The sequence below is a fragment of the Paenarthrobacter sp. OM7 genome (genome assembly GCF_029873575.1).
GTDB lineage: Bacteria > Actinomycetota > Actinomycetes > Actinomycetales > Micrococcaceae > Arthrobacter.
The window spans coordinates 261,659-273,783 of sequence record NZ_CP123579.1 but is presented as its reverse complement, the minus strand read 5'-3'; the positions used below and the strand labels follow the sequence as shown (position 1 = coordinate 273,783).

At 60.4% G+C, this 12,125-nt stretch carries 12 protein-coding genes and 1 tRNA gene; 7 read left to right on the top strand and 6 right to left on the bottom strand.

The features are described 5' to 3' along the window. The first annotated feature begins 403 nt into the window (after positions 1-403). Entirely contained in the window at positions 404-661 is a 258-nt protein-coding gene (locus QEH68_RS01335; RefSeq protein WP_280625839.1) for a hypothetical protein, read from the top strand. Positions 662-1,711: 1,050 nt separating this feature from the next. Here the strand turns inward: QEH68_RS01335 and QEH68_RS01330 are convergent. Then, a complete protein-coding gene (locus QEH68_RS01330) occupies positions 1,712-2,305 on the bottom strand; it encodes a hypothetical protein (RefSeq protein ID WP_280625836.1) in 594 nt (197 codons plus the stop codon). Between the two features lie 324 nt (positions 2,306-2,629). On the opposite strand from QEH68_RS01330, the gene QEH68_RS01325 reads away from it, so the two are divergent. The 3 genes from QEH68_RS01325 (at position 2,630) to QEH68_RS01315 (ending at position 5,181) form a co-directional block, all read left to right on the top strand. Further along, positions 2,630-3,238 (top strand): helix-turn-helix transcriptional regulator, encoded by a 609-nt coding sequence (locus QEH68_RS01325; RefSeq protein ID WP_280625834.1) that lies wholly within the window; start codon positions 2,630-2,632, stop codon positions 3,236-3,238. Next, positions 3,231-4,274: a tyrosine-type recombinase/integrase gene (locus QEH68_RS01320; protein WP_280625832.1), complete on the top strand. Its 1,044-nt coding sequence runs from the start codon at positions 3,231-3,233 to the stop codon at positions 4,272-4,274. Before QEH68_RS01325 ends, QEH68_RS01320 begins: the two co-directional genes overlap by 8 nt. A gap of 136 nt (positions 4,275-4,410) precedes the next feature. Beyond that, a complete protein-coding gene (locus QEH68_RS01315; RefSeq protein ID WP_280625831.1) occupies positions 4,411-5,181 on the top strand; it encodes a hypothetical protein in 771 nt (256 codons plus the stop codon). Between the two features lie 74 nt (positions 5,182-5,255). On the opposite strand, the gene QEH68_RS01310 is transcribed toward QEH68_RS01315, so the two are convergent. Next, positions 5,256-5,328, bottom strand: a tRNA-Lys gene (locus QEH68_RS01310). 239 nt (positions 5,329-5,567) lie between these two features. On the opposite strand from QEH68_RS01310, the gene QEH68_RS01305 reads away from it, so the two are divergent. Further along, positions 5,568-6,227, top strand: a complete 660-nt coding sequence (locus tag QEH68_RS01305; protein ID WP_207595776.1) for a hypothetical protein — start codon at positions 5,568-5,570, stop codon at positions 6,225-6,227. 234 nt (positions 6,228-6,461) lie between these two features. Here QEH68_RS01305 and QEH68_RS01300 read toward each other — a convergent pair whose 3' ends face one another. Next, positions 6,462-7,196, bottom strand: coding sequence for a hypothetical protein (locus QEH68_RS01300; protein ID WP_207595775.1), 735 nt, complete (start codon positions 7,194-7,196; stop codon positions 6,462-6,464). A gap of 195 nt (positions 7,197-7,391) precedes the next feature. On the opposite strand from QEH68_RS01300, the gene QEH68_RS01295 reads away from it, so the two are divergent. Together QEH68_RS01295 and QEH68_RS01290 are read left to right on the top strand one after the other, a co-directional pair. After that, positions 7,392-8,009, top strand: a complete 618-nt coding sequence (locus QEH68_RS01295) for a nuclease PIN (protein WP_089593243.1) — start codon at positions 7,392-7,394, stop codon at positions 8,007-8,009. A gap of 1 nt (position 8,010) precedes the next feature. Continuing rightward, on the top strand, positions 8,011-9,027 hold the full coding sequence (locus QEH68_RS01290) for an inorganic phosphate transporter (RefSeq protein ID WP_207595774.1): 1,017 nt from the start codon (positions 8,011-8,013) through the stop codon (positions 9,025-9,027). Positions 9,028-9,186: 159 nt separating this feature from the next. Here the strand turns inward: QEH68_RS01290 and pstB are convergent, their stop codons facing one another. Genes pstB through pstC form a run of 3 tightly spaced genes read right to left on the bottom strand, consistent with a single transcriptional unit; the run spans position 9,187 to position 12,061 of the window. Further along, the gene (gene pstB / locus QEH68_RS01285; RefSeq protein ID WP_011772968.1) at positions 9,187-9,966 is read right to left on the bottom strand and encodes a phosphate ABC transporter ATP-binding protein PstB; all 780 of its coding nucleotides are present in this window, start codon (positions 9,964-9,966) and stop codon (positions 9,187-9,189) included. Positions 9,967-10,024: 58 nt separating this feature from the next. After that, positions 10,025-11,128: a phosphate ABC transporter permease PstA gene (gene pstA, locus QEH68_RS01280; protein WP_280625826.1), complete on the bottom strand. Its 1,104-nt coding sequence runs from the start codon at positions 11,126-11,128 to the stop codon at positions 10,025-10,027. Then, positions 11,129-12,061: a phosphate ABC transporter permease subunit PstC gene (pstC, locus tag QEH68_RS01275; protein ID WP_089593240.1), complete on the bottom strand. Its 933-nt coding sequence runs from the start codon at positions 12,059-12,061 to the stop codon at positions 11,129-11,131. Between the last annotated feature and the right edge of the window lie 64 nt (positions 12,062-12,125).

Sequence of the window (12,125 nt, the reverse complement as noted above, 5' to 3'; positions counted from 1 at the left end):
TTCTCCCGGAAACTGATGTTTCCGACGATAACGAGGCATCAGACAAGGAGAAGTGCCTTTTAGAACCCAATTCTGTGGTGCGGAAATTCCCTGGGCCGTTCCTCTTATCCGGCCAACGGACGAGAGTTACACTTCCCACATGCAGCCCCTCGTCCTAATAGGTACAGTCCTTCTGGCGGCAATCCTATGGATAGGACTGGTTCTTACTATGCTGACCGCCCTCGACCACAAACAACGGCGTGTCAAGGAAACGGCCCGGAGCATTTCGCACAAGCACTTAGCACAATCGGTCCGCTTGTCGGGGCGGAGGCAAACTTCATTCATGTGGAGGCGTCGCACTAGGAACGCAACTTCCGCCGGCACAACTCGCCGAAAGCCTGCTCGTCCGGGTTAGCATCTTGCCATGACTAGTGACCCCGTGCACGATCGCTTGTTCGCTGCTGAGAAAGACTCCAAGGACCATCTCGACTCTCTGCTGAAGGAGAAGGGGGACAAGCTCGGGATTGACGCAGCGACAGAGCCAGTACCGGTAGACCCAGAGGACGCGGAAATCATTGACACAACCGATGAACACCACGACGCGCAGCTTCAAACTCAGGTGCACGACGCTATCGAGTGGGGAGTCAGCCCTGTAGATGAAGTCGTAGAGGACAGCGTATAGCTTGGGTCGGTTTAAGGTGCCAAGACCTCGGGGCCGAAGATCACCGATGAGCCGGGCTCAAGTAAAAGCCCTGCTCACCGTAACCCACCTTGATGCAGGGGCGGGCCCCGGTCGGTTCTGCGCTAACTGTGGAGGTCACCCCGAGTGGCACATCTTCCGAGCGTTGCCAGCCATTTTCTCCGGGATAACCGCCAAGCAGAATCCTTCAGGGACGACAAAAAGCGCCCCCTCCCGGTAAGTGAGCGGTGCAGTTTCGGTCCGCTAGTTCTCTTGTCCTTGGTAGCGTTACGCGCATGCCCGAAAGTGAACATCTGACTCCGATCTTCCTGACCGAGAAGATTCGGGGGGATGACGTCGGCCAAGTGACCCTTGGAAAAACGGAGAGCCAACTCCTTTGGATCTTCGAGCAAGAGCTCTTGTTTCAGACTCGGCAAGTGCTCACGCGGTCGAATCCATGAAAGCCGTCCTCGACTTTGCCAGCGAAGTAACAGACACGGAGGGCTTCTGGTTCAGCATGAACTCGGCGCTAAATGCGATGGCAGCCATCGGGAACGTCCTCTGGCCATCACAGGATCGGAAGCATCTCGGGGCTGGCGATATGCGGTCCAGCTCAAAGGAAAGGGCAACCCTACTAAGGGATGAGCTAGGTCTTTCCGATGAGAGCGTCCTGGCCCTTCACGACGTCCGCAACGGCTTCGCACACTTTGATGAACGCGTAGACCGCTGGCATGTGCAGTCCGAAGTAAAAACTTCATCGACCTGTGCATTACGGGAAACGATGGCATCTCCGAGGATCCCGGCACCGTCTATGGTCGACACTTCAACACCGACACCAGAGTGGTTTCCGTCTTCGGGGTATCAGTCAATTCGGATTCGGCAGTGCAAGAAGTCGTTGAGTTGAACCGGCTAGTTGAGAAGCACATGTATCTCCTGCGGCCGGGGTTGATTTCTAGGACCATCATTAAGGGCCCTTTTTAAGTCCGTACGAAAGTAACTGTGGGATCCCTTCCAAGCCTGCCGATTCGCCATCCTGGGCAAGTCAAACAGCTATCAAGGTGCCGCAGGAGACGGAACGCTAGGAACTTCCCCGGGGATTGCGAGCTCCTTACGGATTTGGGCAAGATACCCAGCCTCAGTAAGCTCCACATTGAGCATGATCATGTCCGTTTCAGGATCGAACGTTCCTGGCGGCGAAACGCTTTTCGGGTTTTGGGAAATCATCTCGGCAAGCCTTATCTTCGCTCCAAACATGCGGCCCGCGGCGTTGTACGTTGCTGGTTCGCATAGCAACTGCATTTCTGTCAGCAGCCGCGACCCGCGTGAGTAAACCTCAGTGTTCTGAACCCAGTACTCTTGGGGCCACTCAGATGCCCTGGCCTGACCAGGGTGTGAGGCTGCGACAACCATTAGGTCAGCGACCACCTCAAAAAAGGCCATGTGGGTTCTCTTGCGCTCATCCCGCAACCAAGTTTCTCGGTTTGCGTCTTGCGCCCTGGTCCATGCCAGCGACTCTGAGTCCTCTGAAGCCTTTCGGGTTTCTCTTGCCGTTGCCCTATTTAGAAGCCCAACAACGAGGGAACCGAACACGGCACCACTCACGCCGGTTGTTCCAGTGATCAATAACCTCAAAGTCTCTGCATCCACCGGACCAATGTAGACGAAATGGCCCCTTGCTCTCCGTATGTAAGCGTTGAGGATTCTTTCCAATAGTCAGGTCGGAGGCTCGGACGCCGGCCTAGGCGTCGAGTCGTAGTCTGCTGAAGCAGGCGTTTTGCGGCGTTTTCTAGTTGAGTTATGCAACGACGAGCTAGGGTCATTGATATCACGTCATTTCTGGGGGTATCTATGAGACGTCTTCTCGTTCCGCTGGCCATCGCTCTTCTTGCAAACTGATTCACCACGGGACAAAACGAGCAGGCTCAATGGCCGTCGAACTGGTCAACTCAGATAGGCACGCGAATCAGGACATTGCGGGACCGGGCAGGTCTGTCCGCGCAGAAGCTGAGCGACCGTTGCGAGGAACTGGGCTTCGCCATTCCCCGAAGCACGATCGCCAACAATGAATCTGGCCGCAAAGAAGCGATTCCTGTCCACGAGGTGGCCGCTATTGCTGCAGGGCTGGAGACGGCTCCCGCATCAATCCTCTTCCCCTTGGATGAGGCTGACCAAGTTCCGATATTGCCGATAGTTACACTCAACCCTTTTGAGGCGTGGGCTTGGTTCGCGGGGAACTCCTGGGTCCACAACACCTATTTGCCTCGTCAGCTATCCCAAGGGAGAGCCTTCGATGAGTCTGTAGAGATCATGGCCGTTCAGTTGAAGCTCGCAGAACTGATTAACACCTGGTCCCTCATGCGCCATTCAACAAAGAGAATTAATCAGCTTGTCCTCAACGGAGGACAGTCCGAGGTCGCTCAGTCTATGAGGGACAGCCTCAGTAAGCTTGAGGATGAGATGAGGCGATCCTACGACTACCTCATAGAAGCAGGCTTGCAGCCGCCTCAAACTTCTCCCGAGCTCACCCACGACCTAGGTGCAGTCATGACCTCACCCGAGCGGAACGCTGCTGATGCCTAGGCCGCCGTTGCCCATCGGTTCATGGGGGAAGATCAAGCGCACTGAGCTTGGTAAGGGCCGCTGGGTGGCCAAGGCACGGGTACGGGACCTGGACGGAGTCACGCGTCTCGTGGAGCGCAACGGCCGCACCGGCGCAGAGGCAGAGCGGAACCTCTCCGCCCACCTTGCCGAGCGGACTGCCCCGTCAATAGAGGATCTGACTCCAGAGAGCCGGCTGACGGATCTCTGGGATGCCTACGAGGCTCACCTGCTGGAGGAAGGGCGGGCTATTCGCACAATGGAGCGGTACCGGTATGCCTTCACGTACGTCATCGAGGGTGTCGGCGGGTACAAGATTCGCGAGGCTTCCACGCAGCGCCTTGACGCGTTCGTGAAGACCGTGAAGAACAAGCATGGAGTATCAGTTGCGAAGTCCGCCCGGGTGATCCTCAGTGGCATGTTTGGACTCGCCGTCCGTTTCGGCGCCGCCCCCTCCAACCCTGTACGGGATGTTGGAACCATCAAAATGGAATCAAAGCCGGCGCGTTCACTCAGTGTTGACGAGCTCCGCGGCGTTATCGATGCTCTGAGAAGCTCTGAAAAGGTGCTCAATGCAGAGAACAAGGTCACACCTAAACAGACCATCAGCGAGTACTGTGCCATTGCCGACCTCACCGACGTCGTGATTATGTTTGCCGCCACCGGTGCCCGAATCTCAGAAATCTTGGGGCTTCGTTGCTCAGACATCGACTTCGATACCAAAACCGCGACAATCTCGGGCAAGGTGAACCGCATGCCAGGCGGTGGCATGCTCCGCGAGAGTTTCACCAAAACGAAGTCAGGCGCAAGGACACTGCCACTGCCCGACTTCGCACTATCCATGCTCATGGCTCGCAGAGTGGCAGCTCCTACAAATATCTACGATGTGGTCTTCCCGTCCACTACAGGCGTGCTGCGCGACCCCTCGGCCGTGAGCAAGCAATGGCGGCGGGTACGGACGGCTCTCAAGCTTGAATGGGTCACTTCCATACATTCAGGAAGACCGTCGCCACGCTAATTGATGAACAGGGTCTCTCCGCCCGTGTTGGCGCGGACCAGCTCGGCCACGCTCAGATCTCTATGACCCAGGACGTCTACATGGGCAGGAAGACAGTCCACACCGAGGTTGCTGACGCGCTGAACAGAATTGTCCAATGAATTGGGAGAAGAGCAGCCAAGAACCGGACCTGGCAATTCAACCCTTGCCCGACCAACTAGGTCTCGGGCCCGTAGGCAAAGGAATCTCCGCAGCCGCGGGAGCTGCCATTGGCGCCGCATTCCCACCTATCGCGATCCCGGTCGCCGGAATGGTGGAGGCGCTGCACACCTTTGGCGGGAAGCTGCAGGAAGTCCAGGACAAGCAAATCAACCGCGTGGCTGTAGCAGCTGGCCAAAAAGCTGGCATCTCTCCAGAGGACGTTGTTAGGCATCTCCTGGAGGGAGAGGACTTAGCCCTCCTGGCCGCAGAAGCCATGGATGCTGCTCGGCGGACCAGGCTACGCGAGAAGCCACCAGCTCTCGGTTATGCCTTAGGCGCCATGCTGTCGGATGACGCGTTGATTGATCCAGAGAGCGTGTGGATCAGAATCCTAAGTTCGGTGGAGCCTCCGCATGCCCGCATACTGCGCTTGCCGTTGGACCACACCGCAACCCACGGCAGCGGGTCCATGCTGTTCGGTGTAGGAACGATACTCAAGGTTTCCGAGATCGGGGACGCCGTCGGCCTTCAAGAAGCAGTGCCTCCTCTAATAGAGGATCTCACGAGAGCGGGGCTGGTAATGCACCCAGGATCAGAAGCAATGAATCCGGAGATAGGCATCTACAAAGTACCTGACGCGTTTGGGCAGCCGGTCAAGGCAACAACCCTTGGGGCTCAATTATTTGCCAGACTCTCTGTCGCGGGGGTTGAAGAGCAATCCAAATAGTTGGGTTTCCGTTGGATTTGAGCCTGCAAACAGAAGCAGGCCAGAGGCGAAACGCCTCTGACCTGCGGAAAGGGTGGGCCCTGTGGGGATCGAACCCACGACCCACGGATTAAAAGTCCGATGCTCTACCAACTGAGCTAAAGGCCCCTCCAGCTGTAGAAACAGCCATGAATACTGTACCCCAACGTCAGGGCAGACGAGGAACTCAAGGTGACGTGCGCCGTCGTCACCTTCTTTGGACCAACGTTCGACGGCGGCGCGCGGCGGCAGCGGCGTGTCGGGCACGGGGCGGCGCCAAACTAGGTGGTGAAGGCACGCCCCCGGCAACGGCGCAGCCCCGGCAACCGTTACTCGACCCCGCCAGAGCACAGGAGTACGGTGAACTCATGAGCGAACAGCCAGGACCACGCGCGTACGGCGGAGCAAACAGGCACCACAAGCCCAAGCCTTTTGCCCCGATCGATTTCGAACCGTTCGCCGGCGGGGCAGACCCCGCGCGGGTTTCCGAGGCAGCCCACCTTGCTGCGCAGGCCTTGGTCAGGCGTGGCCGCGACAGCGACGACCCCAAAGTCACCCGCCGCTTGGTGAAACTGGCCGATGAGCAGGGCTTGGAAGCCATCGCCGAGATGTGGGCAGAAAGCCCCGCCCGTAGCCTTCCCGGCGCGCTGTGGCGGCTCTACGCCCTCCGCGCCGCCACCATCCAGAACCCCGAGAAGATCTCCGTCTACTTCCGGGCCGGACGCGATACCGCGCAGGTTTCCAACGTGGTGGCCGGCGCTGCGGAGCCGCCCGGAGCCGATGAAATGAAGACCATGGCTGACGCCATTTTGTCCGGCGCTTTCGACGGCGAGTTCGACGTCGCGCTGGAACGTTCCGCCGCTTTCTGCCGCGTGGTGGCACTCGGCCAAGCCACTCTTGCCGACGGCGCAGAGCACAGCAATGAAAGCCATGCGAGCAAGCTGACCCGCAACTCGCACCAGCTCGTCAAAACGGCCGAGGACCTTGAGCACGCCGCCAATGCATGGCGCCTGGGCGAGCTGGACTAGCCAGCAAACAGGGCGAAACGTACCCACGTCGGCCCCGGACTGTCAATGTTGACTTAGCCCGCCGGACGGTGAAAACTAAAACTGGTGTCGAACCGCGAAACCCCCGGGCTTCAACTTATAGCCGCTTCGAGCGGCCTACCGCCGAGAGGCGTATCCGGTTCGGCACCATTTTTATGCCCGGATGCAGAATGCCCGGGTCCGCGTTGAGGCGGACCCGGGCAAATACCGTCGGAATTACTTCAGCGTGACCGTGGTGTCCGCCGTTTCCTTTTTGTCGTGATCGAGGTCGCCGGAAGCGTCCTGAGGCGTCAAGGTCGCCTTGATCTCCGTTTCCTTACCGGCCGTGTAGGCGAAGTTCTCCGCAATATTGAACGACTCTCCGGGCTTCAGGATGAACGGGTCCTTTTCCTTCAGCTTCACGCCGGAGCTGCTCAGCCCATGTTTCTTATAGCCATCGCTGCTGGAGTCCGAAGGCATCCCGCCGAGGTACTTCCAGTCCGTGTACTTGGCCGAAGGGGTAACCAGGGAGTGGCTCAGGGGAATATCCGCCGACGAGGTGTTGGTGACTACGTAGTTCAGGTAAACCACCGGCGCCCCCTTCTTCAGCAGGTTCTCCTTGGTTTCCTTGTCCACGAACATGCTGTCCTTGGAAGCCACGTCGGTGGCCACCTGATAGATGTCCACACTGAAGCTATCGCCCTTGAGAGTGCCGAGCTTGTCACCTGCATCTGAAATGGGGAGCGCCCAGGCCGCCGCGGTGTAAGCACCGGACGAAGTCCCGGCTCCTTCGGAGGAGGAAGCGGACGGCGAGGCCGACGTTGACGCCGAGGTGGACGAAGAAGGAGACGAGGACGACGACGATTCGGAACCACCCGTCGTCGAGCCCGCCGTGGTGGTGCCGCAGGCACTGAGCGCGAGCATTCCAGCTGCCGCGAGGCTGGTGACTTTCACAACATTATTGAGTCGCATAATTCCCCCATTGAGTGGATTAATCCGGAGCTTGCCCAGTCTTTCACAGTGCGGGAGGCGAAGCGATGGGGACTTCTCCCCGGGGCGTCCCGTGTACTGAGCGGACGCACCCAACGGACCGGTAAAGTTGGGATCGAAATGGGCGGCGTCAAGTCAAGCTGCCCACGCCCATCCGTCCCCAGCCCGGAAAGCGATATGAAGCTGCGCCTTTTCCCCCAGGAACCTGCCGGGCTCGTCCTCCTCGCGCAGATGGCCAGTGTGATCGTGGCCGGCACCGGGACGCTCTCCGAAATTCTTGGAGCCCCCGCCAGCGAGCACGAGCGCCTCGCCGAAGAACTGCACGAGCACGAGTCCAAGTCCTTGGACCTGCACTTCGCCCTGCTGACCCACATGCGCACCAGCTTTGTGAACCCGCTCCCCCGCGAGGACATGTACACGCTGTCCCGCCACCTCACCGAGGCCATGGAGAAACTCGACGCCGCCGGTGACCTTGTAGCCATCTACAAGCTGGACCGACTTCCCAAACGGGCAGCCGACCAACTGGAGATCATCAGCCGGCAGGCCGAGCTCACCGTGGACGCCATGCGGAAACTCGAAGACCTGGACGAGCTTGAGGACTACTGGATCGAGATCCTCCGGCTGGCCAAGCGCGCAGAACGGACCCACCGGATCTGGGTGGCCGAGATGCTCAAGGACATGAAATCCACGCAATACGCGCGGCACCGGGACATCGCCAACCAGTTGGTGGAAGTTACCAAGGACATGCGGAAGGTCGCCACCCAGGTAGGCAGCATCATCGTCAAGGAATCATGACGTGACCATCGCCATCCTGGTCCTGGTAGTTGGCCTGGCTTCCGGTTTCGCATTCCTGAACGGCTTCCGCGACGTCTCCAACGCCGTCGCTCTTTCCACGCGGACCCGCGCACTTACTCCCTCAATTGCGGTGCTCCTGGCCGCCATCTTCAACTTTGTGGGCGCCATGCTCAGCGGCACCTTCATCCTGGCCTTCACCCAGTCCTGGATCACACTGCCGAGCGGCACCAGCGGCCTGACCATCCTCGCTTCGGCCCTTACGGCAGCCATCCTATGGGGTGTGTACGCGTGGTGGCGCGGCATCCCGTTGTCCTCCACTAACTCACTGGTGGGCGGCCTGATTGGCGCAGGTGCAGCGAGCGTCCTGGTGGGCGGCAACGCGGTAGGGGGAATGGACAACGTCCTGCTCACCCAAGTGGCGCTGCCGTTGGTCTTGTCGCCTGTCATCGCGTTCGTGGCGGCGTACCTGCTGGTGTGGCCGGTGACATGGGCTGCCCGCTACACGCAGCCGAACGTGGTCAACCGGCGGTTCCGCCGGGCGCAGGCCATCTCCGCCGCCGCCGTGGCTTTCGGCCACGGGCTCCAGGACGGCCAGCGCACAGCTGCGGTCATTCTGCTGGCCATGGTGGCTGCGGGATTGTCCGGCGGCAACGATGTGCCACTCTGGATCCTGTTGGTTACAGCCATCATGCTTACCGCGGGCACCATGTTCGGCGGCTGGCGGATCTCCCACACTCTTGGCCACAAGCTCATCAGGGTGGATCCGCTGCGAGGGTTTGTCTCGCAAACACTGACCTCCGTAATGCTGTTCATCGGCGCCATCGCCTTCCACCTGCCGCTCTCCACCACCCATACACTGACGGCGTCCGTGCTGGGTGCGGGGGTCAATCAGCGCTTCCACACCGTCAACAGGCGCTTGGTGCGGAGGATCCTGCTGTTCTGGGTGGCCACGCCGCTGGTCACAGCCGCAGCTGCCTTCGTCTTGGAGCTGGCGTTCTCGCCCCTCGCGGACCTGTAAACCCAACTAAGTAACAGCAAACGTCGCAATGAGCCCTCATTGCGACGTTTGCTGTTACTTAGTTGGGTAAGAAAAAACGACGGCGACCGTACCCCCAAGGCGACGGTCGCCGTCGTTCTGTGCCGACTCCCCCCAAGAAGCCGGAACCTGCAAGAACCCTTATCCGAAGCGGCCGGAGACGTAGTCTTCCGTGGCCTTCTGGCCAGGGTTGTTGAAGATGCTGGTGGTGTCGGCGAACTCGATCAGCTTGCCCGGCTTGCCGGTGCCTGCGATGTTGAAGAACGCGGTCTTGTCCGACACACGCGCAGCCTGCTGCATGTTGTGGGTCACGATCACCACGGTGTACTGGTCCTTGAGCTCGTTGATGAGGTCCTCAACGGCCAAGGTGGAGATGGGGTCAAGGGCGGAGCAGGGCTCATCCATCAGGATCACCTGGGGCTCAACCGCGATGGCGCGGGCGATGCAAAGACGCTGCTGCTGACCACCGGAAAGGCCGGAGCCAGGCTTGTCCAGGCGGTCCTTGACCTCGTTCCACAGGTTGGCGCCCACCAAGGACTTCTCCACCAGGGCATCTGCAGCGCCCTTGGAGATCTTCTTGTTGTTCAGCTTCACGCCGGCCAGCACGTTGTCGCGGATGGACATTGTGGGGAACGGGTTGGGGCGCTGGAAGACCATGCCCACCTGGGTGCGGACGGTTACGGGGTCCACGCCGGGGCCGTAGAGGTTGTCGCCGTCCAGGAGGACCTCGCCCTCGACGCGGGCGCCTGGAAGGACCTCGTGCATGCGGTTCAGCGTGCGGAGGAAGGTGGACTTGCCGCAGCCGGACGGGCCGATGAAGGCTGTAACGGATTTGGCCTGGATGTTGATGTTGACGTCCTCGACGGCCAGGAAGTTGCCGTAGTAGACATTGAGGTCTTTGACGTCGATGCGCTTGGACATGGTGTTCCTTTGTTCCTTGGGGGTGTGGAAGTTTTGGATGAGGCCGCAGAAGGGCAGCCTACCGCCCCGTCTTGGGAGCGAACAGACGGGCGATGAGGCGGGCTCCGAGGTTCAGGAGCATCACCAGGATGATCAGCACCAACGCGGCGCCCCAGGCACGCTGGTCCGACGGCTCCGGGTTGGACGGCGACGTCGGGTTGAGGATCTGTGTGTAGATGAACGTGGGCAGCGAGGCCATCCAGCCACCGAACACGTTGTTGTTGATGGTGGTGGCGAAACCTGCGGTCACCAGGATGGGTGCGGTTTCGCCGATAACGCGGGCGATCGCCAAGGTGACGCCGGACGCGATGCCGGAGATCGCCGTCGGGATGACCACTTTGGTGATGGTGCGCCACTTACGGACGCCCAGCGCATAGGAAGCCTCGCGGAGCTCGTTCGGGACGATCTTCAGCATTTCCTCGCTGGAGCGAACCACAACAGGGATCATCAGGACGGAAAGCGCGACGGCGGCTACAGCACCGGTCTTGGTGCCGGGGCCAACAATGGCGAAGAAGAACGCTGCCGCGAAGAGGCCGGCCACGATCGACGGGATGCCGGTCATGACATCCACGAAGAACGTGATGGCGCGGGCCAGCGGACGGTCGTTGCCGTATTCCACCAGGTAGATGGAGGTGAGGAGACCCACGGGAACGGAGATAACTGTGGCAAGGAGCGTGATCTGGAGGGTGCCCAGCAGTGCGTGGTAGATGCCGCCGAGGACCGGCGCGCCCTCCTCTACTGCCTTGTTGTCGAAGGCGCCGGTTACGCCATTCATGGACGTGCCCAGGAAGCCGGGGGTAATGAGCCCGGGGATGCCGTTGACCAGCACTGTGACGATGACCGAGATCAGCGGCAGCAGCGCAATCAGGAAGGCGCCGACCACCAAGCACGTGGCGAGCTTGTCCTTGGCTTTGCGGGCACCTTCAACGGCGCCGCTCCATGAGACCAGGCCCACGGCGAACAGAATGGCGGAGACGATGCCCCAGCCCAAGGCGTTGAAGCCGATGAGCGCCATGATGGCTGCGCCCACAACGAGTGCGACGGCCAAGACAATGTAGGGCGCGAACTTGGGCAGCTGGCCCTTGGTGAGCGCTGAGCGCTTGCGTACTACTGTGGCGGACATTTAGTTGGCTCCCGAGAATTCTTTGTGCCGGGTGATGATCCAGCGGGCGATCATGTTCACGCCCAGGGTGATGACGAACAGCACCAGGCCGGCCGCGATCAACGTGTTGACCTTGAGGCCGCTGGCTTCTGGGAAGTTCAAGGCAATTTCCGCGGCGATGGTCTGGTTGCCGGACTGGATGAGGCTGGCCGTCAGGACACCGGAGGAGAGCACCAGGGCAACGGCCATGGTCTCGCCGAGGGCCCGGCCGAGGCCCAGCATGATGGCGCTGATAATGCCAGGGCGGCCGAAGGGCAGAACAGCCATCTTGATCATTTCCCAGCGGGTGGCTCCCAGTGCAAGCGCTGCTTCCTCGTGCAGCTTGGGGGTCTGCAGGAAGATTTCACGGGACAGGGAGGTGATGATGGGAAGGACCATGACGGACAGGACAATGCCGGCGGTCAGAATGGTCTTGCCGGTAGCGGAGGCCGGGCCTTCGAAGATGGGGATCCATCCGAGGTAGGTGGCCAGCCAGTCGTACGCCGGGGAGATTTCCTTGGCCAGGAAGGCAGCACCCCAGGCGCCGTAGACAACGGAGGGGATGGCAGCGAGCAGGTCCACTACGTAGCCGAGGCCCGATGCGAGCCGGCGGGGGGCGTAGTGCGAGATGAACAGTGCCACACCAATGGCCACGGGGGTGGCGATGACGAGTGCGATGATCGCGGCAATGAGGGTGCCCACCACGATTGGGGCGATGTAGGCGAAGAAGCCGTTCCCGCCCTGGATGTCTTCAGCAGGGGCGGTGAGCGCGGGGATTGCCTGCACCACGAGGAACAACGCGACTCCGAAGAGAACCGCGAGAATCAGGCACCCTGCGGCCATGGCGGCCCCGGAGAAAACCTTGTCCCCGGCGCGTCCTGCGCCTTGGGAGGTTGTCAGGGAGTTGGTGGTCACTTCACGTTCCTTCAGTCTGGAGTGAACTGGTCTTACATGGCTAAGTTCCCTGTCCCGCGCCAGC

Bases quoted from the DNA above. Each gene is read 5' to 3' on its own strand.
- QEH68_RS01335 (WP_280625839.1), top strand. From the start codon at position 404: ATGACTAGTGACCCCGTGCACGATCGCTTGTTCGCTGCTGAGAAAGAC.
- QEH68_RS01320 (WP_280625832.1), top strand. From the start codon at position 3,231: ATGCCTAGGCCGCCGTTGCCCATCGGTTCATGGGGGAAGATCAAGCGC.
- QEH68_RS01315 (WP_280625831.1), top strand. From the start codon at position 4,411: ATGAATTGGGAGAAGAGCAGCCAAGAACCGGACCTGGCAATTCAACCC.
- QEH68_RS01305 (WP_207595776.1), top strand. From the start codon at position 5,568: ATGAGCGAACAGCCAGGACCACGCGCGTACGGCGGAGCAAACAGGCAC.
- QEH68_RS01300 (WP_207595775.1), bottom strand. From the start codon at position 7,196: ATGCGACTCAATAATGTTGTGAAAGTCACCAGCCTCGCGGCAGCTGGA.
- QEH68_RS01295 (WP_089593243.1), top strand. From the start codon at position 7,392: ATGAAGCTGCGCCTTTTCCCCCAGGAACCTGCCGGGCTCGTCCTCCTC.
- pstB (WP_011772968.1), bottom strand. From the start codon at position 9,966: ATGTCCAAGCGCATCGACGTCAAAGACCTCAATGTCTACTACGGCAAC.
- pstA (WP_280625826.1), bottom strand. From the start codon at position 11,128: ATGTCCGCCACAGTAGTACGCAAGCGCTCAGCGCTCACCAAGGGCCAG.